Source organism: Thioalkalivibrio sp. ALE22 (genome assembly GCF_000381445.1).
GTDB lineage: Bacteria > Pseudomonadota > Gammaproteobacteria > Ectothiorhodospirales > Ectothiorhodospiraceae > Thioalkalivibrio.
The window spans coordinates 205,310-222,886 of the sequence record NZ_KB906501.1 but is presented as its reverse complement, the minus strand read 5'-3'; the positions used below and the strand labels follow the sequence as shown (position 1 = coordinate 222,886).

At 68.3% G+C, this 17,577-nt stretch carries 19 protein-coding genes; 8 read left to right on the top strand and 11 right to left on the bottom strand.

What is annotated here, in order from left to right:
* Positions 1-194: 194 nt before the first annotated feature.
* Complete coding sequence (locus tag F793_RS0104405) at positions 195-956, bottom strand: sulfite exporter TauE/SafE family protein (protein WP_018865447.1); 762 nt, start codon at positions 954-956, stop codon at positions 195-197.
* Here F793_RS0104405 and F793_RS0104400 point away from each other — a divergent pair.
* A complete protein-coding gene (locus F793_RS0104400) occupies positions 949-1,611 on the top strand; it encodes a DUF4124 domain-containing protein (protein ID WP_196799339.1) in 663 nt (220 codons plus the stop codon). The genes F793_RS0104405 and F793_RS0104400 overlap by 8 nt on opposite strands.
* Positions 1,612-1,635: 24 nt before the next feature.
* Here the strand turns inward: F793_RS0104400 and argB are convergent, their stop codons facing one another.
* Positions 1,636-2,514, bottom strand: a complete 879-nt coding sequence (gene argB / locus F793_RS0104395; RefSeq protein WP_018865449.1) for an acetylglutamate kinase — start codon at positions 2,512-2,514, stop codon at positions 1,636-1,638.
* 160 nt (positions 2,515-2,674) lie between these two features.
* On the opposite strand from argB, the gene hmpA reads away from it, so the two are divergent.
* The gene (gene hmpA / locus F793_RS0104390) at positions 2,675-3,853 is read left to right on the top strand and encodes an NO-inducible flavohemoprotein (RefSeq protein WP_018882542.1); all 1,179 of its coding nucleotides are present in this window, start codon (positions 2,675-2,677) and stop codon (positions 3,851-3,853) included.
* Positions 3,854-3,860: 7 nt separating this feature from the next.
* On the opposite strand, the gene dut is transcribed toward hmpA, so the two are convergent.
* The 3 genes from dut to F793_RS0104375 are packed head-to-tail and all read right to left on the bottom strand — an operon-like array spanning position 3,861 to position 6,174.
* Positions 3,861-4,322 carry a dUTP diphosphatase gene (gene dut, locus F793_RS0104385; RefSeq protein ID WP_018879687.1) on the bottom strand — a complete coding sequence of 154 codons (462 nt, stop codon included), beginning with the start codon at positions 4,320-4,322 and terminating at the stop codon, positions 3,861-3,863.
* A gap of 28 nt (positions 4,323-4,350) precedes the next feature.
* A complete protein-coding gene (coaBC, locus tag F793_RS0104380; RefSeq protein ID WP_018882543.1) occupies positions 4,351-5,559 on the bottom strand; it encodes a bifunctional phosphopantothenoylcysteine decarboxylase/phosphopantothenate--cysteine ligase CoaBC in 1,209 nt (402 codons plus the stop codon).
* Between the two features lie 18 nt (positions 5,560-5,577).
* A complete protein-coding gene (locus F793_RS0104375; RefSeq protein WP_018865453.1) occupies positions 5,578-6,174 on the bottom strand; it encodes a DUF502 domain-containing protein in 597 nt (198 codons plus the stop codon).
* Between the two features lie 171 nt (positions 6,175-6,345).
* Here F793_RS0104375 and F793_RS0104370 point away from each other — a divergent pair, with 171 nt between their 5' ends.
* Complete coding sequence (locus tag F793_RS0104370) at positions 6,346-7,299, top strand: MBL fold metallo-hydrolase (protein ID WP_018876629.1); 954 nt, start codon at positions 6,346-6,348, stop codon at positions 7,297-7,299.
* 18 nt (positions 7,300-7,317) lie between these two features.
* Here the strand turns inward: F793_RS0104370 and F793_RS0104365 are convergent, their stop codons facing one another.
* Complete coding sequence (locus F793_RS0104365) at positions 7,318-8,310, bottom strand: lipid A deacylase LpxR family protein (RefSeq protein WP_051074733.1); 993 nt, start codon at positions 8,308-8,310, stop codon at positions 7,318-7,320.
* Positions 8,311-8,365: 55 nt separating this feature from the next.
* On the opposite strand from F793_RS0104365, the gene F793_RS0104360 reads away from it, so the two are divergent.
* Positions 8,366-10,087 (top strand): potassium/proton antiporter, encoded by a 1,722-nt coding sequence (locus F793_RS0104360; RefSeq protein WP_019592782.1) that lies wholly within the window; start codon positions 8,366-8,368, stop codon positions 10,085-10,087.
* A 16-nt stretch (positions 10,088-10,103) separates the two neighbouring features.
* Here F793_RS0104360 and F793_RS0104355 read toward each other — a convergent pair whose 3' ends face one another.
* Complete coding sequence (locus tag F793_RS0104355; RefSeq protein ID WP_018882546.1) at positions 10,104-12,155, bottom strand: UvrD-helicase domain-containing protein; 2,052 nt, start codon at positions 12,153-12,155, stop codon at positions 10,104-10,106.
* A gap of 143 nt (positions 12,156-12,298) precedes the next feature.
* Here F793_RS0104355 and F793_RS0104350 point away from each other — a divergent pair, with 143 nt between their 5' ends.
* Genes F793_RS0104350 through F793_RS0104340 form a run of 3 tightly spaced genes read left to right on the top strand, consistent with a single transcriptional unit; the run spans position 12,299 to position 13,781 of the window.
* Entirely contained in the window at positions 12,299-12,625 is a 327-nt protein-coding gene (locus tag F793_RS0104350; RefSeq protein ID WP_018882547.1) for a co-chaperone YbbN, read from the top strand.
* Positions 12,622-13,200, top strand: coding sequence for a 1,6-anhydro-N-acetylmuramyl-L-alanine amidase AmpD (ampD, locus tag F793_RS0104345; RefSeq protein ID WP_018882548.1), 579 nt, complete (start codon positions 12,622-12,624; stop codon positions 13,198-13,200). The genes F793_RS0104350 and ampD overlap by 4 nt, the downstream gene beginning before the upstream one ends.
* Complete coding sequence (locus tag F793_RS0104340) at positions 13,197-13,781, top strand: histidine phosphatase family protein (RefSeq protein WP_018876623.1); 585 nt, start codon at positions 13,197-13,199, stop codon at positions 13,779-13,781. The genes ampD and F793_RS0104340 overlap by 4 nt, the downstream gene beginning before the upstream one ends.
* A 9-nt stretch (positions 13,782-13,790) precedes the next feature.
* Here F793_RS0104340 and F793_RS0104335 read toward each other — a convergent pair whose 3' ends face one another.
* Complete coding sequence (locus tag F793_RS0104335) at positions 13,791-14,108, bottom strand: DUF2322 family protein (protein ID WP_017942594.1); 318 nt, start codon at positions 14,106-14,108, stop codon at positions 13,791-13,793.
* A 162-nt stretch (positions 14,109-14,270) separates the two neighbouring features.
* Between F793_RS0104335 and F793_RS0104330 the strand changes: the two genes are divergently transcribed.
* Entirely contained in the window at positions 14,271-15,032 is a 762-nt protein-coding gene (locus F793_RS0104330; protein WP_017942595.1) for an inositol monophosphatase family protein, read from the top strand.
* A 254-nt stretch (positions 15,033-15,286) separates the two neighbouring features.
* Here F793_RS0104330 and F793_RS0104325 read toward each other — a convergent pair whose 3' ends face one another.
* The 3 genes from F793_RS0104325 to F793_RS0104315 form a co-directional block, all read right to left on the bottom strand.
* Positions 15,287-15,625 (bottom strand): helix-turn-helix domain-containing protein, encoded by a 339-nt coding sequence (locus F793_RS0104325; RefSeq protein WP_018158446.1) that lies wholly within the window; start codon positions 15,623-15,625, stop codon positions 15,287-15,289.
* Positions 15,622-16,614, bottom strand: coding sequence for a tRNA dihydrouridine synthase DusB (gene dusB / locus F793_RS0104320; protein WP_018882549.1), 993 nt, complete (start codon positions 16,612-16,614; stop codon positions 15,622-15,624). Before dusB ends, F793_RS0104325 begins: the two co-directional genes overlap by 4 nt.
* Before the next feature lie 152 nt (positions 16,615-16,766).
* Complete coding sequence (locus F793_RS0104315; RefSeq protein WP_018882550.1) at positions 16,767-17,576, bottom strand: hypothetical protein; 810 nt, start codon at positions 17,574-17,576, stop codon at positions 16,767-16,769.
* Between the last annotated feature and the right edge of the window lies 1 nt (position 17,577).

The window sequence follows — 17,577 nt, the reverse complement described above, 5'->3', positions numbered from 1 at the left end:
GGCCTTTCACAGGAAGACTGGAAGGTTGGAAGATAGAAACTGGTGAAAGCCATTTGGGTCGTCCTGGTGCTGCCCGTGGCCGCGTACTTGTCGTGGCTGTCGATCTGGGATCGAGGCACCCTCCTCAGCGCCCGCTTCCAGTCTTCCCTTCTTCCTGTCGGCTTTTTCTTGCGAGCCTTTGGCGCCGGACCCGGTCAGGGGACGGGGAGGAGCAGGGCGATGCCGGTGAGGACGGTGACGACTTCGAAGGCGCGCTTGACCAGGCGGTTGCCGTAGCGCTGGGCCGCCCAGGCGCCGAGGTAGCCGCCGACGAAGCTCCCCACCAGAAGGGCCGGCAGCCAGTCCCACTGCACGGTGCCCAGCGTCCCGAGCATCAACGCCCCGGCGCCGTTCCAGACGAGGCCCACCAGGACCATGGTGTAGGCCACCGCCTGGGTGTAGCTCATGCCGTACCAGCGCACCAGCCACAGGGTGACCATCAGTCCGGTGCCCGAGGCGAGGGAGCCGTTCAGCACGCCGATCAGGAACAGCCCGGCGGCCCCGATCAGGGCGTGGCCCCAGGAAAAGCCGATGGTGCGCACCGTCTGCCCCAGTTGCGGGCGGCGCCAGGAGTACCAGCCGAGGCCGATGGTCAGCAGGCCCAGGGCGATCTCGCCGGCCCGAGGCGGGATGCCGAGCACCAGCCAGGCACCGATTAGCACCCCAGGCAGACCGGCCAGCAGGATAATGCCTAGGCGCGCGGGCTCGAATGTGCTTTTCTTGAGGTGGCGCAGGCCGGCGCCGGCGCCCAGCGCCACCGAGGCGATCTTGTGGGTGGCCAGCGCCACGGGGTAGGGAAGCCCCAGAAAAATCAGGGCGGGCAGCTGCAGCAGGCCCGCCCCGCCACCCGCCAGGGCGGAGAAGCCGTTGGCGACGATGGCGATCAATGCGAGTCCGAGGTGTTCGAGAATGGTCATTTGGGGTGCGTGCAACCGGAAGCGGGAAGGCCTGTGGCAATCGTGGGTGGCCGCGGTGCTGCTGCTGGGGCTGGCGGTTCCGGTACAGGCCGACATCTACCGCTGGGTGGATGATGACGGGACCGTACACTACTCCAGCACTCCGCAGCCGGAGACCAGCCAGCGCGAGCGCCGGATTTACGACTCCGAGGGCCGCATGCGCGAGATCCTGCCGGCCCCGATGAGCGCCGAGGAACGAGCGCAGGCCGCCGCCGAGCGCGAGCAGGCGGAACGCGACCTGGAGGCGACCCAGCGCGCGCGCCAGGACCGTGCCGCGCGCGAGCAGCAGCTGCGCCGTGCCTATGCCTCGCTGGACGAGATCGAGGAGCTGCGCGAACGCCGCGAGCGCTCGATTGCCGGGAATATCCAGCGCAGCGAGGCGCAGGAAAAGACGCTGTTGCGCGAGCGCGAGCGTATCCGGCGGCAGCTGGACGGCGCGAACGAGGGTTCTCCGCTGGCCGACCGTTACCGCGCGGAACTGGAGGAGCTGGACGCCCGTATCGCCCGGGAGCGCCAGTACCGCCGAGGCCAGCGCGACCGGCTGTCCGCGATCCACGAACGCCTGGACCTGGATCGCCGCGACTTCCAGCAACTGGTCATGAACGGCCGCGAATAGCGGTCGCGGGCATTAATCGTTCTCCTAGCGGCTGATCAGCGTTCCCACACCCTGGTCGGTCAGCAGCTCCAGCAGGACCGCGTGTTCCACGCGGCCGTCGACGATATGCGTGGCGTTGACCCCGCTGCGCACGGCATCCAGCGCGCAGCGGATCTTCGGGATCATCCCGCCGTGGATGGTCCCGTCGCGGATCATCTCGTCCACCTGCGGGGCCGACAGCTTGGGCAGGAGTTCCCCGTTGCCGTCCAGCACGCCCGGGGTGTTGGTCAGCAGGAAGAGCTTTTCCGCATCCAGCACCACCGCGAGTTTTTCCGCCGCGGTGTCGGCATTGATGTTGTAGGCCTTGCCCTCGCGGTCGAAGCCAATCGGCGCGATCACCGGGATGAAATCGCTCTCGTCCAGGGTATGCACGATCGCCGGGTCCACGCCTTCGACCTCGCCCACATGGCCGAGGTCCACGGTCGGCTGGCCCTCGGCCGCGCCATAGTCGCGTAGCGGGGTGGCGCGGATCATCTGGCCGTCCTTGCCGGTGAGCCCCACCGCGCGCCCGCCGAAGCGGTTGATCAGCGAGACGATCTCCTGGTTCACGATCCCGCCGAGCACCATCTGCACCACGTCCATGGTCTCGCGGTCGGTCACCCGCAGGCCGTTGACGAACTCCGTCTCCTTGCCCAGACGCTTGAGCAGCTCGCCGATCTGCGGGCCCCCGCCGTGGACGACCACCGGGTTCACGCCGACCTGCTTGAGCAGCACGACGTCGCGCGCGAACGAGGCCTTCAGGTGGTCCTCGGTCATGGCGTTGCCGCCGTACTTGATCACGATGGTCTTGCCCGCGAAGCGCTGGATATAGGGCAGCGCCTCGATCAGGACATGGGCTACGGAATGGGCCGTTTGGGTATCCATGCTGGGTCCGGTTGTCGATCTTTGCAGCGCGGCAGTTTAGCACTGTGCCCAAGAACCGCGGAGGGCGCGCCTTAAAAGATCCGTACCATCAGTATGATTTGACCGGCCGCTAGTACGAGGGTATAAAGCTGCGCGTCATATATATCAACTGAGGCGACACATGCTATCCACCGAGCAAAAAGCGATCATTCAGCAGACCGTACCCATTCTGGAGGCCGGAGGTGAGGCCCTGACCGGGCACTTCTACCGGATCATGCTGCGCGACCACCCGGAGGTTCGGCCCCTGTTCAATCAGGCCCATCAGGCCAGTGGCGAACAGTCCCGTGCGCTGGCGAATGCCGTCTTGAACTATGCCCGCCACATCGATCAGCTGGAGTCGCTGGGCCCGCTGGTGGGGCAGATCGTCAACAAGCATGTATCGCTGCAGGTGCAGCCGGAGCACTATCCGATCGTTGGCGGCTGCCTGCTGCAGGCGATGCGCGAGGTGCTGGGCGAAGCGGTGGCGACCGATGCCGTGCTGGACGCCTGGGGGGCGGCGTACCAGCAGCTGGCGGATATCCTGATCGCCGCGGAGGAGCAGGCCAACGCCGCGAACGAACAGCAGCCCGGGGGCTGGCGTGGCGCGCGCCCGTTCCGGGTCCAGCGCAAGGTTCCGGAGAGCGAGGAGATCACCTCGTTCTATCTGCAGCCGGTCGACGGGCAACCGGTTCCGCCGCACCAGGCGGGACAGTATCTCGGCCTGCGTCTGATGATCGAGGGCGAGGAGCTCCGGCGGAACTACTCGCTGTCGGCCGCCGCGAATGGCGAGACCCTGCGCATCAGCGTCAAGCGCGAGCCGGGCGGTGTCGCCTCGACCTTCCTGCATGACCGGGTGGATGCGGGCGACCTCCTTGACGTGTTCCCGCCTGCCGGAGACTTCGTGCTGCGGCCCGCGGACCGGCCGGTGGCCTTCGTGACCGCGGGCGTGGGTATCACCCCGGCGGTCGCGATGACCGAGGCGGCGCTGGCACAGGGCCGCGAGGTCCACTTCGTGCACTGCGCGCGCCACGGCGGCGTGCACGCGTTTCGTGACTGGCTGAATGCTCAGGCCGAGCGCACCGCGAAGCTGACGCAGCGCTACTGCTACAGCGAGCCGCGCCCCAGCGATGCCCCGCACGCGGAGGGCTTTCTGAGCCGCGAGCAGCTCGCCGAGTGGCTGCCGGACAGCCGCGAGGTAGACGTGTATTTCCTTGGGCCCAGACCCTTCATGCAGCAGGTACGCGCCCATCTGCGCGGGATGGGTATTCCCGACGCGCAGGTGAACTACGAGTTCTTCGGCCCTGCCTCGGCCCTGGAGTAGCGCCTCCTCAGCCCCGGCCCGAGGAGCCGAAGCCGCCCGCGCCGCGGGCGGTCGCCTCGAAGTCCTCGACGACGCGGAACTTCGGTTGGGCGACCGGGACGATGACCAGCTGCGCCAGGCGTTCGCCGACCTCCAGGGTGTAGGCGTTCGCGCCCCGGTTCCAGCAGGAGACCATCAGCGGCCCCTGGTAGTCGGCGTCGATCAGGCCGACCAGGTTGCCCAGCACCAGGCCGTGCTTGTGGCCCAGCCCGGAGCGCGGGAGGATCATCCCGGCGTAGCCCGGGTCCTCGATATGGATCGCGAGGCCCGTCGGGATCAGTTCGGCGGCGCCCGGCTCCAGCGTCAGCGGGGCCTCGATCATCGCGCGCAGGTCAACGCCGGCCGAGCCGTCGGTGGCCGGGGCGGGCAGCGGGAAGTCCGCGCCCATGCGCGGGTCCAGGATCTTCAGGTCAATCTCGGGGGCGGGCATGCGGGGTCCTTGTCCGTTTCGCATTCGATCAGCGGTGTTCCAGGCGATCGACGATCAGGTCGATCAGCGCCCGGGCCAGCTGGGTCTTCGGCTGGCTGGGGAGTTGGCGCTCGCCGCCCTCCCAGAGACACAGCAGTTCGTTGTCGGGCGTGCCGAAGGCGCGGCCCTCGCCGACCCGGTTGGCGGCGATCAGGTCGAGCCCCTTGGCGCGGCGCTTGGCCTCCGCATGTTCGCGCAGGTGTTCGGTCTCGGCCGCGAAGCCGACCAGGAACGGGCGTCGGGGGAGCGAGGCCGCCTGTGTTGCCGCCTCGGCCAGGATGTCCCGGGTGCGCTCCAGCGCCAGGTGCATCACCGGATCGGATTTCTTGATCTTCTGTGCCTGCGGTTCGGCCGGGCGGTAGTCGGCCACGGCCGCAGCCGCGATCAGGATGTCGGCCTCGGGCAGGCGTTCCATCACCGCGGCGTGCATGGCGGCGGCCGTCTCCGTGGCGATGCCCGCGACGCCCGTGGGTACGGCCTCGGCTGTCGGGCCATGCACCAGAGTCACGTGTGCGCCCGCGTCGCGCGCCGCCGCGGCTAGGGCAAAGCCCATCCGCCCGGAGCTGCGGTTGCCGATAAAGCGCACGGGATCGATCGGCTCGAAGGTGGGACCGGCGGTGATCAGTACGTGGCGCCCGGCCAGCGGGGCGTGTGCCGGTTGCAGCAGCTCCCGCGCGATCGCGGCGGGCTCGCGCATGCGGCCCTCGCCCTGCTCGCCACAGGCCTGGTCGCCGCTGTCCGGCCCGATCAGGGCCACGCCACGCTCGATCAGGGTCGAGACGTTCGCCTGCGTGGCCGGGTGGGCCCACATCCGATGGTTCATCGCCGGTGCCAGCGCGACCGGCGCGGTGGTGGCCAGCAGCAGCGTACTCAGCAGCTCGTCCGCCAGGCCCTGGGCGTAGCGGGCGATCAGGCTGGCGCTGGCCGGGGCGACCACGATGCGGTCGGCCCAGCGCGCCAGGGCGATGTGGTCCATGCCGGATTCCGCCTCGGCGTCCAGCAGCTCGGTGCGTACCGGCGCGCCGGAGAGGGCCTGGAAGGTCAGCGGGGTTACGAAGGCGCGGGCGCCGGCCGTCATCACCACGCGCACCTCGCAGTCGGCGCGCTTCAGCTCGCGCACCAGCTCGCAGGCCTTGTAGGCGGCGATGCCGCCACTGACACCGACGAGGATCCTTGGCTTGGAATCGTGTTCCGTCATGCGGCGGATTCTACCCGTTCAGCTCTTTTCCTGGCGCGCGGAGACGCCGGCGGTCAGGGCATAGCGCATCGCGTCCTCCAGCGACAGCTCCAGCGGTTCGATGCGTTCGCGCGGGAGCATCAGGGTGTAGCCGCCGATCTGGTAACTCATGGGCATGTAGACCGCGACTGTGTCGGGGCCGCCGAGACTGTCCGGAAGACCCGCGAAATCCTCGCGGGTGACGAAGCCGACCAGCTTGAAGTCGGTGCCGGGCAGCTGCACCAGCACGGCCTGGCCGAATTGCTCGTGGATGTCGCCGGAGACCAGGCGCGTGACGTCGCGCACGGTCCCGTGGATGGTCTTGACCACCGGGATGCGCTGCATCAGCCCTTCCAGCCAGTCGAACAGCCAGCGGACCACGTAGGCCTGGAGCAGTACCCCCACGCCGAAGAGCAGGCCGATGCCGGCCAGGATCCCCATGCCCGGGAAGTACAGCAGATCGGGCAGGATGGCCTGCAACAGTCCTCCCAGCACCTCCTCGGCGGTGCTCCCCAGCCACCACAGCAAGGCCAGCGTGATGGCGGCCGGGAGGATGGCGGCCAGGCCGGTCAGGAAGGTTCGAGAGATTCGGCGCACAGCGGGCTCCGTGCAGGGGTATGCTCGGATGCTAACGCATTCGTGCTCGTGGCACGTCGACGACGGGAGCGGGGCGGGGGCGGCACTTTGGCACGTCCGCGCAGTCTATCGAGTGAGGCCGCCGGCACGTCGCCGGGTATGGGGAGTGACGAGATGCAGCGATGGAAGGGAATGAGCCTTTGGCCCCTGGTCCTGGCGATGATGGTGATGCCGCAGGTGGGGCTCGCCGGGTCCTCGGCCGCGGCTGCACCCGGGGACTACGCGATGACCCCGGAGGAGGTGGCGCCCGGGGTCTATGCGGTGATGACGCCGGCGCGGGATTTCCCCAGTCGCGAGAACCTGGGCTGGAACGCGAACATGGCGTTCGTGGTGACCGGTGACGGGGTGCTGGTGTTCGACACCGGCTCCTCCGAGACGATGGGTGTGGCCCTGCGCGAAGCGATCGCCGGGGTCACCGACGAGCCGGTGCGCTGGATCGTGAACAGCCACAGCCATGGCGACCACTGGCTGGGCAATGCGGCCTTTGCCGCGGAGGCGGAGATCATGGCCGGCTCGGCGGCGATTGCGCGCATGGAGGACGAAGGCGAGGGCTGGGTCGAGAACTTCCGCGAGATGACCGAAGGGGCGACTGGCGATACCACGCTGCGGTTGCCCGATACCGCAGTCGATGAGCGCATTACCCGCGACCTCGGCGGGACCGAGGTCGAGATCATCCCGTCCGGGGGCGCCCATTCGCCGGGTGATCTGAGTGTCTGGCTGCCACGGCAGCGCGTCCTGCTGGCCGGGGATGTGGTCTACAGTGATCGCGCGCCTTCTGTGTGGGATGGCGATGTCGCGCAGTGGATCGATCTTCTGGACGAGCTGATCGCACTGGAACCCGCCGTGGTCGTCCCCGGGCATGGCCGTCTCGAGGATGCCGCGACCCTGGAGCGGCTGCAGCGCTATCTGGTCACGCTGTGGGATGCCATTGAGGAAGGCGTGGAACAGGGACTGGCCGACTTCGAGACCGTGCCCCTGGTGCGCGAGCGGATGGGCGATCTGGTCGAGGCCTATCCGGGGTTCGAGGACAAGATCGACCGTTCGGTGGCGACCACCTACCCGGATGTCGAGGCGGCAGTGTTCTGAAACTGCCCGCGGGCGGCTTCAGAACTGCCAGGTGGCATGCAGCGAGCCGAATTCGGCCGCGCCCTTGGCCTGGCCGCTGAATTCGCGCGAACGCCACACGTGGGTGTAGCCGATCCGCACGCCGCCCACATGAAAGACCGCGCCGGCGGTGAGTTCGCCAACCAGCGGGTGCTTGTCCACCGAGGGGCCGTCGCGGAACAGCGGGCCGTCTAGGAACAGGTCGTAGGCCATCAGGCGGGTGTCGACCCCGGCGAAGAAATAGCCGCCAAGCCTGCCGGTCGGTTCGAAGGTATGCGACCCGGACAGGGCGGGGTTGATCCGTGTCGGGCCGTAGTCGCGCGGGAGGTTGCGCCCGGCCCGCATGATCGCCCCGGCGTTGGCGAAGGTGAACGGGCTGCCGACGGTTGCGCCCCAGTGCGGGGTCAAATCCCAGCCCCAGCCGCTCGCGGCATGCCGCGTGTAGCCCCTTAGCTGACGCTCGTAGCCCACCATCAGGGTTGGTTCGTTGCCAATCTGGTCGTCCCAGCCCCGGGGTTGCGGCGCGCTGGACCAGCTGTGGACCTCTTTCTGGGTGCGATCCGCCAGGGAGGCCGGCCCCACGGTGCCGAGGGTGACCTGCAGGCGGTCCAGGCGGTCGCCGTGCTCCTCGGCCAGGCTGAAGTTCAGGTACAGCCAGCCCGCGTAGGGGCGGTCGTCCGGGTCCGCGGGCGAGCGTTCGATGTCCTCCGGCGTGTACATGTTCTGGCCCAGGTGGATGGCGGATTTCAGCCTTCCACGCTCCTCGCGCTCCACAAAATAGGGCAGGAAGTCGGCCACGCTTCGCAGCCACGAGGGGACCTTTTCCCCGCTGCGGGTCCAGCCGATGCGCACGCCGTTAGTGTAGTAGCGGTCCTCGCCGGCAAACAGGTCGTTCTCGAACTCGAAGTGCAGGGCATCCACGCCGGTTTCCGCGCCGGCGGTCGGGCCTGCGGCCGCCAAGCCAAGGGCCGTCGCAGCCAGCAACGCCCGCATCCTGCGGTCGGGTGACCGTCCTCGAGGGGCAATGGCGTTCCGGTATGATTGGCGCATGGACCTCTCCAACCAGATCATCTTCCTGGCCGCGATCGTGTTGCTGGGGAGCATCCTGTCGAGCGTGATCACCTCGCGGCTGGGGGTGCCCCTGCTGCTGGTGTTCCTCGTGATCGGGATGCTGCTGGGCCCGGAAGGCCCGGGCGGTCTGGTCTTCGAGAATATCACCCTTGCGTATCTGGTCGGCTCGGCCGCCCTGGCGATCATCCTGTTCGACGGCGGGATGCGCACACCGGCCCGCAATTTCCGGATCGGGCTGAAGCCGGCGCTGGGGCTGGCCACCGTCGGAGTGCTCGTGACCTCCGGCCTGACCGGGCTGTTCGCCGTGTGGTGGCTGGGCCTGTCCTGGCTGGAGGGCCTGCTGCTGGGGGCGATCGTAGGCTCCACCGATGCCGCCGCCGTGTTCTCCCTGCTGCGCTCGCGCGGGCTGGAGCTGAAAAGCCGCGTCGGGGCCACGCTGGAGATCGAGTCCGGCTCCAACGATCCGATGGCGATCTTCCTGACCATCGTGCTGATCGAACTGCTGCTGATGCCCGATCAGCAGTTCGGTCTGGTGGTACTGGTCGAGTTCATCCAGCAGATGGGCCTGGGTGCGGTGCTGGGCGTCGGGGGCGGCCTGGCCCTGCTGGCCCTGATCAATCGGGTGCCCATGGCCGCCGGGCTTTATCCGCTGTTCGCGATGGCCGGGGCGCTGGCCATCTTCGGGCTTACCGGCCTGGTCGGCGGCTCCGGGTTCCTCGCGGTGTACCTCGCCGGCCTGCTGCTGGGTAACCGCCCGCTGGAGGCCTCGCAGAACATCAAGCGCTTCCACGACGGCATCGCCTCGCTGGCGCAGATCGGCATGTTCCTGATGCTGGGCATGCTGGTGACCCCCTCGGGCCTGCCGCCGGTGGCGCTGGACGCGGGGCTGGTGGCGGCCATGCTCATCTTGGTCGCGCGCCCGCTGGCGGTCTGGATCTGCCTGTATCCATTCCACTTTCCCTGGCGCGAGCAGGTCTTCATCGCCTGGGTCGGCCTGCGCGGGGCGGTGCCCATCATCCTCGCCCTGTTCCCGTTGCTGGCCGGGCTGGAACTGGCCGGCCACTTCTTCCATGTCGTCTTCTTCGTGGTGCTGATCTCGCTGCTGGTGCAGGGCTGGACCGTCGCGCCCTCGGCGCGCTGGCTGGGCCTGGAGCTGCCACCCACCACGGCGCGGGTGCAGCGTACCGAGCTGGATATCCCCGGCCAGCAGGAGATGGAACTGGTTGGTTATCGCCTGGCAGAGACCACGCCGGTGGTGCGCGAGGCGTGGTCGAACTTCCGCCTGCCGGGCACCGCGCGGGTGGTGGCTCACCTGCGTGACGGCAAGCTGCTGGAGACGCTCGAGTTGCTGGACCTGCACGCCGGCGACCACCTCTACATCATGGTCGCGCCGGCGGACCTGCCGGACCTCGACCGCCTGTTCGTGCCCAAGGACGAGGTGCCGGAGCGCCTCACCGAACGCAGCGTGTTCGGCGAGTTCGCGCTCAATGGCGATGCCCAGCTGGGCGCGGTGGGCATGGCCTACGGCGCACCGGTCCCGCCCGAGCGCCAGGGCGACACCCTCGAGGCCTATCTGCGCCGTGAACTCCAGGCCGAGCCGGTCGTCGGCGACGCCGTCGATCTCGGCCCGATGCGCCTGGTCATCCGCGAAATGGACGGCCCCCGCATCACCCGCGTTGGCCTGAAACTGCTGAAGTAAGCAGGGCCCGGGTGGGCTACTTCTCCAGCATGGCCTTGAGGCCGGCGAGGTGGGCGCGGGCGGTGAGTTGCTGGGTCTCGGGGTCCGGCGGCTTGGCGTCCGGCCAGTCGAGGTGTTCCTCGGGGAGTTCGTCGAGGAAGCGCGAGGGTTCGCAGTCGATGGTCTCGCCGTAACGGCTGCGTTGCTGGGCGTAGGTGATCAGCAGGGTCTGCTGGGCGCGGGTCAGGCCGACGTAGGCGAGCCGCCGTTCCTCCTCGATGGAGTCGTCCTCGACGCTGACCCGGTGCGGCAGCAGTTCTTCCTCGAAGCCGACCAGGCAGACATGCGGAAACTCCAGGCCCTTGGCGGTGTGCAGGGTCAGGAGCTGCACGGATTCGTTACTGTCCTGGGAATCGCGGTTGCGGTCGAGGATGTCCATCAGGCTGATGCGGTTGACGATGTCGGCCAGGTCCATGGTCCGCTCGTCGTCGGCCTCGTCGTCGCCGTATTCGGCGCTGGTGTTGCCGCCGCCCATGCGCCCGACCCAGTCGATGAACTCGCGCACGTTCTCCATGCGCCGGGTCGCGGCACGGGGGTTGGGGCTGTTCTCCAGTAGCCAGGACTCGTAGTCGATGTCCTCGATCAGGGCGCGCAGCAGGGTGTCCGGTGCCTCCTCGGCGCCACGGCGCTGGAAGCCGTCCACCCAGTCGGTGAAGCGCTCCAGCCGCGCCTGGGCGCGGGCATCCATGTACTCGGACAGACCGGCGCCGCGTGCGGCCTGCAGCAGCGAGGCCCCGCGCTGGTTGGCGTAGTGGCCGAGCTTTTCCAGGGTCGCCGGGCCGATCTCGCGGCGCGGCACGTTGACCACGCGCAGGAAGGCGGTGTTGTCGTCCGGGTTGGCGAGCAGGCGCAGGTAGGCGACCAGATCCTTGATCTCGGCCTTCTCGAAGAACGACTGCCCGCCGCTCAGGCGGTAGGGGATGCCCTGCTCGCGCAGGAGTTTCTCGAACAGCCTGGACTGGTGGTTGCTGCGGTAGAGGATGGCGAAGTCGCCCCAGGTCGCATTCAGGCGAAAGCGCCGGCGCATCAATTCGGAGACCACGCGCGCGGCCTCGGTGTCGGCATCGGAGCAGCCGATCACCTCGATCTTCTCGCCCTCGCCGAGCGCACTCCACAGGCGCTTCTCGAACACGTGCGGGTTGTTGCCGATCAGCGCGTTCGCGGTATGCAGGATGCGGTTGGTGGAGCGGTAGTTCTGCTCCAGCTTGATCACCTCCAGGCGCGGGAAGTCCTGCTGCAGGCGTGCGAGGTTCTCCGGGCGCGCGCCGCGCCAGGCGTAGATCGACTGATCGTCGTCGCCGACCACCGTCAGGCCGTCGCTGACGCCGATCAGCAGGCGCACCAGCTGGTACTGCGCGGAGTTGGTGTCCTGGTATTCGTCCACCAGCAGGTGGCGGATGCGGTCCTGCCAGCGGTTGCGCAGTTCCGGGTCGTCGCGCAGGCAGTCCACCGGGCGCTTGATCAGGTCGTCGAAGTCCACTGCGTTGTAGGCGCGCAGGGCGTCTTCGTAGCGCGGGTAGAGGTTGGCCGCGGCGATCGCCTCCGGGGCGTCGCTCATCTGGCTGGCCTCGTGCAGCGCCTCTTCCGGGGTCATCAGGTCGTTCTTCCAGCGGCTGATGTGGCCAATCAGGGCGTCGACCTCGGAGCCGGTATCGTCGCGGTAGGTAATCTCGCGCAGCAGTTGCCGGCAGTCACCGGGGTCGAGGATGGAGAAGCCGGGGCGCAGCCCCGCCGCCTGCAGCTCGCGACGCAGGAAGTTGAGCCCGAAGGTGTGGAAGGTGGAGACGTTCAGGCCCCGGGCCTGTTCGCGCGACAGCCGCCCCTGGACGCGTTCGCGCATCTCGCGCGCGGCCTTGTTGGTAAAGGTGATCGCCACGATCTGGCGTGCGGCGAGGCCGCGCCGCTCGATCAGGTGAGCGATCTTCTCGGTGATCACGCGGGTTTTGCCGGAACCCGCCCCGGCCAGGACCAGCAGGGGGCGGTCCGTGGTGGTCACGGCGGCCTGTTGTTGGGGATTCAGTTCGGACACCGGGGCGGTCGATTCCTTCGCAGCGGGGCGCGTAAACTAACCCACGATCCCCGATTCATAAAGACAGCAGCGGTGAGGGTAATCCATTGACCAACGGACCGCGTGCCGCGGCATCCGCCGCGGGCCGGGAGTCGCTCCCGATATTGACCCAGTTCGACTTTCATCAGCACCTGATGGATGTCCCGGGGCCGGCGGTCATCCTGTTCACGCGCCAGGGCTGCGGGGCCTGCAAGGTCATGGGGCGGGTCCTGGCGGAATGGCAGACGGCGGGGGATGCGCCGGCGCTGTTCGAGGTGGATGCCGAGACCGATACCGCCCTGGTACGGGAGTTCGAGGTCTTCCATCTGCCGGCACTGTTCGTGTTTCAGGCGGGGGCCTATCACGGTCGCCTGGAAGCCCCGCCGCGCCTGCCCCTGTTGCGCGAGGTGCTGGCGGCCGTACTGGCCCGACCGCCCGAGGAGGCGCCGTGAAATCCCTGCACGCCGAAACCGTCACGCCGGACCGGGACTGGTACCCGCCGGCGCAGCGCCTCGACAGCCCGAACCAGGATGAGCGTCCGCCCGGTCAGCAACCGGAACTGATCGTGGTGCATGCGATCAGCCTGCCGCCGGGCGAGTTCGGTGGAGGGCACGTCGCCGAGCTGTTCCAGAACCGGCTCGATCCGGATGCCCACCCCTACTTTGCCGAGGTCGGCGGCCTGCGCGTCTCCGCCCATGTGCTGATCGACCGCGAGGGCCAGGCGACCCAGTTCGTGCCGTTCTCCCGACGCGCCTGGCATGCCGGGGTGTCGCGGTGGCAGGGACGCGAGCGCTGCAACGACTTCTCCATCGGGATCGAACTGGAGGGGACCGACGAGGATCCCTTTACCCCGGCGCAGTACGCCGCGCTCGCGCGAATGATTGGCTGGGTCCGCACCCGCTGGCCGGGTATCGGGCCGGATGCGCTGGCCGGCCACAGCGATATCGCCCCGGGACGCAAGACGGATCCGGGCCCCCATTTCGACTGGGCGCGCCTGCGGCAGGAACTGCACGAGGTGAGCGCATGATTGTGGACCTGCTGCGTCACGGCGAGCCGGAGGGCGGCCAGCGTTACCGCGGCCATGGCTGCGACGACCCGCTGAGCGCGCGCGGCTGGAGCCAGATGGAGCGGGCGGTCCGGGGCGAGGAGGAGTGGCAGTATGTGGTCAGCTCGCCAATGCAGCGCTGCCGCGCGTTTGCCGAGCACTACGCCTCCACACAGGACCTTCCGTTGATCCTGGAGCCGCACCTGCGCGAGATCGGTTTTGGCGACTGGGAGGGGCGTACCCGGGTCGACCTGCAGCGGGATCGACCGGAGGAATACCGCGCGTTCTATGCCGACCCGGTGCACGCGCGCCCGGCCGGTGCGGAGCCGCTAACGGCCTTTCGCCGCCGGGTCGAGGCCGGTTTCGATGGGGCCTTGCGGCCGCTGCAGTCGGAACGGGTGCTGATGGTGGTGCATGCGGGGGTGATACGCGCGCTGGTCGGCTGGGTGCTGGGCGTGCCGGACGACCGCCTGTACCAGCTAGAGTGCGACTACGCCAGCCGCACCCGCCTGCATCGGCATCCGACCCGGGGCTGGCGACTGCTTTACGCCAACCGGGTCTAGGCCCGGTTGTTAGCCGGCCTGGCTCCCGCGCTTCGGGACGGCCTTCACCGACAGGTAGTAGTCGTTGTTGAGGACGTCGATCAGCCGGTCGATGTTCGGGTGCTTGCCCGGGTTGGCGCGGGCGTCATCGGCGTGGCTGCCGTACAGCAGCAGGCCGGAGTTGGCCGCCTTGGGGCCGATGCCGCCGTAATCCAGCGCCAGCTGGTAGTAGATCTGCAGCGACAGGCTCTGGCCGTCCACGTTCTCGATGGTCGCGGTGGGGTTGTAGTCCTCGCCAAACAACTCCAGGCGTTCGATATTGCTGACGTCGGGCAGCTTCTTGGACATGTTCCGGCTCCTCGAAAGAATCGCGGCATTATCGGGGCATGACCTGGCGGCGACAACCAACCCGCGAAGGCGGCAGGGTCGCCCCGGGTCAGCGGCGAATAGGGCGCATGTTAAGCTATGGCCTTTTTTCGAGGGGACACGAACATGTCGCGAAGCGCGTTCATGGAGGCCGCCCAGGCCGCCGCTGATGCCGCCGAGAAGGTGATCCGCCACTACTACGAGGCGGGTGTCGACGTCGAAACCAAACCCGACGACACCCCGGTGACCCGGGCCGACGTGGAGAGCGAACAGGCGATCCGCCAGGTGATCCGCGAGCACTTTCCGGACCACGGCTTCTATGGCGAGGAGACCGGGCAGTCGGACATGGACTCCGACTATGTCTGGCTGATCGACCCGATCGACGGGACCAAGAGCTTCGTGCGGCGCTACCCGTTCTTCTCCACCCAGATCGCGCTCATGTACAAGGGCGAGCTGATCCTGGGGCTGTCCAACGGCATCCAGTTCGGCGAACGGGCTTGGGCGGAGAAGGGCCAGGGCGCCTTCCTGAACGGCAACCCGATTGCGGTCGAGAAGACCGTCGATCTCGGGCGCGCCTCGCTGTCCACCGGCAACCTCAAGTCCCTGGCGCAGAGCCCCGAGGGGTGGACCGCGCTGGGCGGCATTATGGCCGAGGTCAACCGCACCCGCGGCTACGGGGATTTCTACCACTACCACCTGCTGGCACGTGGCAGCATCGACCTGATCATCGAGTCCGACGTCAACATCCTGGACATCGCCGCACTGGCGGTGATCGTGCGCGAGGCGGGCGGCGTGTTCACCAACCTCTCCGGTGGCGAGCTCGACCTGAAGACCGCGAACGTCCTGGCCGCGGCCACTCCGGAATTGCACCGGACGGCCCTGAACCGTCTCGCCTGGAAGGACTAGCGGCGGGCTGATTGAACCACTGAGGACACAGGGGACACCGAGAAGGGCGGTCTACAGGAAGACGGGAAGATTGGAAGGGGAAAGCAGCGATTGGCTGCAGGCTGGCTGGTGATGCCGCGCATTTCGGGGCGATCATTGGCCAGGCCCTGCATCAGTAACCTGTTGGTTTTTCCAGTTGGCCGTAAATGGTGTCCGTATCGGAAACCGAAGTCATTCTTCCGGCCTTCCTGGCTTCCTGTGACCAGAACCGAACGTCAGGTCGCGGCGCCGTTCCCGTTGCCGTTCCCGTTGGCCTCCACCAGCCCGTGGGCGCGCAGCTTCTTGCGCAGGGTGGCGCGGTTGAGCCCGAGCAGGGCGGCGGCGCGGCTCTGGTTGCCCCCGCAGCGCTCCAGCACACTGGCCAGCAGGGGGCGCTCCACCTCGTTCATGACCAGTGCGTAAAGGTCGTGGCTGCTTTGCCCGTCCAGGGTCTCGAAATACTGATCCAGCGCTCGCCGGACCGAGTCCGCCAGCACACAGTCGGACGGGAGTGTGGCCGCAACCGATGCTTCCTGGACGTCCGGGTCCTGTTCGAGTGGCATGTTCACGCTCATGCAGCCTCGCTTGCGATTCCCGTCAGGTGGGCGCGCAGGCGCCGCAGTTGTTCGCTGGCCGTGGGGGCGGCGAGAAGGTCAGCCCGGGCCGCCCGGGTGCGGGCCTCGTCGAGACCCAGACCAAGAAGATACCAGCCCAGGTGCTTGCGCGCGATACGCACACCCTGCGGTTCGCCGTACTGGGTGTGCAGGCCGGTGACGTGTTCCTCGATCAGAGCCAGGCGCGCGGCCAGGGCCGGTGCCGGCGGGATCGCTTCGCCGGCCAGCGCGGCGCGGATCTGACCCGGAAGCCAGGGCCGGCCCTGGGCGGCGCGTCCGATCATCACCCCGGCCGCGCCGGTGGTATCCAGTACCCGCATCGCCGTGTCCGGGTCCGTGATGTCGCCATTGGCGAGCACCGGGATGGAGACCGACCGGACGATGCGCGCGATCGCGGTATGGTCCGCCTGCCCGCGGTAGGCATCGGCCCGGGTGCGTCCGTGCACGGTCAGCATCGCGATGCCGCAGGCCTCGGCAATGGATGCGATCTCTTCGCCGTTCATTCGCTCGCGGTCCAGGCCCAGGCGCATCTTCAGCGTGACCGGCACGGTGACGGCCTCCGTGAGCGCCTGGAGCAGTTCGCGCACCCGCTCCGGCTCGCCCAGCAGGGCCGACCCCGCGGCCTTGCTGCAGACCTTCTTCGCGGGGCAGCCCAGGTTCAGGTCGATCACGTCGGCGCCCCGGCGCACGTTCTCGCGCGCCGCCTCGGCCAGCGGCTCGGGTTCGTTGCCCAGCAGCTGGACGATGCACGGGCGCGGCTCCTGACGGTGGTCCAGCCGGTGGCGGCTCTTGTCGCTGGCCCACAGCCGGGTGTTGGAGGTGACCATCTCGGATACCGCCGCGCTGGCGCCCAGGCGGCGGGCCAGCAGCCGGAACGGGCGATCGCTCACCCCGGCCATGGGGGCCAGGAACACGACGGGGTCCGCGAAGTGATGGGTTCCGAGCTGCATCTGGGCTGGCGATTGAATCTGGGGAATCGAGGAGTCTAGCACCTCGAGGCGCCCGCCGCCGGTGGTCAGCGTGCTCGCATTTCCCGTTCCAGGGAAACACGGATTGATATCCGCACTCCCTGCCTCAAGGCTATTGCGAGCGTGTAGATGGATCAGTGTTTCCTTGGCCCTCGGCGTATGCCCTCTCGGGTCACGCGGGCCATCGCCACGCTGCGTCGGACGTCGCGGCTACGGGCGTTGTCCAGCCACGGCCCCAGCCAGCGGAACGGGGCCAGAAGCCGGGCCACGCCGCGCAGGGCCCGGGTGTGCCGCGGGCTCCAGTGTTCGGCCTGGTACAGGACCAGCAGGTCGCGCCCCAGAGACTCGGCGGTGTCGTCTCCCGCGGCCCAGGTGGTGGCATCCGCCAGGTGCTGGAACAGGTCGTAGACCTGGGCCAATTCCAGTGACAGGACCCGGTCAAGGTCCTCCTCGAAGTCCACGCGATAGAAGTGCTGGCCATCGAACAGTACGTTGCGCAACTGGGCGCCGCCGTGCCAGCAGCCGGCGCGATGAAAAGTAGCGAGATTGCGTGTCACTGCCTCGAGTGTGGCGCGGCGGGCCGCCGGGTCCTGTTCCCGAAGCGTGTGCTCGACATTCTCGCCGCAATGGCTGTACATCACCGCGTCCGGCAATTGCGCGACCACCTGTGGAACCGGTTGCCCCAGCGTCTGGAGTGCCCGAACGCGCTCCATCTCGTACCAGCCATCGCGTGGCGGGGCGTTGCCCGGCGCCGTCAGGAATGGGAAGAAGGTACGGCAAAGTACCCGGATGGCCCATTGCTGGTGACGGCTGCGCGCCTTCTCGCGTACCCGCTTGATGACGTAGCGTGCTCCGCAGAAATCCAGGCTGACAATGCGCCCCGGATCTCGCGCTAGGCGATCCTGCGCCGCTTGAACGAGTTGCGGGTCGGGGGTGTCGGGCATA

What these genes read in the sequence shown, in the direction of transcription:
- F793_RS0104330 (WP_017942595.1), top strand. Translation starts at nt 14,271, where the DNA reads ATGGAGGCCGCCCAGGCCGCCGCTGATGCCGCCGAGAAGGTGATCCGC.
- dusB (WP_018882549.1), bottom strand. Translation starts at nt 16,614, where the DNA reads ATGCAGCTCGGAACCCATCACTTCGCGGACCCCGTCGTGTTCCTGGCC.
- dut (WP_018879687.1), bottom strand. Translation starts at nt 4,322, where the DNA reads ATGCCCGCCCCCGAGATTGACCTGAAGATCCTGGACCCGCGCATGGGC.
- argB (WP_018865449.1), bottom strand. Translation starts at nt 2,514, where the DNA reads ATGGATACCCAAACGGCCCATTCCGTAGCCCATGTCCTGATCGAGGCG.
- coaBC (WP_018882543.1), bottom strand. Translation starts at nt 5,559, where the DNA reads ATGACGGAACACGATTCCAAGCCAAGGATCCTCGTCGGTGTCAGTGGC.
- F793_RS0104340 (WP_018876623.1), top strand. Translation starts at nt 13,197, where the DNA reads ATGATTGTGGACCTGCTGCGTCACGGCGAGCCGGAGGGCGGCCAGCGT.
- hmpA (WP_018882542.1), top strand. Translation starts at nt 2,675, where the DNA reads ATGCTATCCACCGAGCAAAAAGCGATCATTCAGCAGACCGTACCCATT.
- F793_RS0104405 (WP_018865447.1), bottom strand. Translation starts at nt 956, where the DNA reads ATGACCATTCTCGAACACCTCGGACTCGCATTGATCGCCATCGTCGCC.
- F793_RS0104325 (WP_018158446.1), bottom strand. Translation starts at nt 15,625, where the DNA reads ATGAGCGTGAACATGCCACTCGAACAGGACCCGGACGTCCAGGAAGCA.
- F793_RS0104400 (WP_196799339.1), top strand. Translation starts at nt 949, where the DNA reads ATGGTCATTTGGGGTGCGTGCAACCGGAAGCGGGAAGGCCTGTGGCAA.
- F793_RS0104335 (WP_017942594.1), bottom strand. Translation starts at nt 14,108, where the DNA reads ATGTCCAAGAAGCTGCCCGACGTCAGCAATATCGAACGCCTGGAGTTG.
- F793_RS0104365 (WP_051074733.1), bottom strand. Translation starts at nt 8,310, where the DNA reads ATGCGGGCGTTGCTGGCTGCGACGGCCCTTGGCTTGGCGGCCGCAGGC.
- F793_RS0104360 (WP_019592782.1), top strand. Translation starts at nt 8,366, where the DNA reads ATGGACCTCTCCAACCAGATCATCTTCCTGGCCGCGATCGTGTTGCTG.
- F793_RS0104315 (WP_018882550.1), bottom strand. Translation starts at nt 17,576, where the DNA reads ATGCCCGACACCCCCGACCCGCAACTCGTTCAAGCGGCGCAGGATCGC.
- F793_RS0104370 (WP_018876629.1), top strand. Translation starts at nt 6,346, where the DNA reads ATGAGCCTTTGGCCCCTGGTCCTGGCGATGATGGTGATGCCGCAGGTG.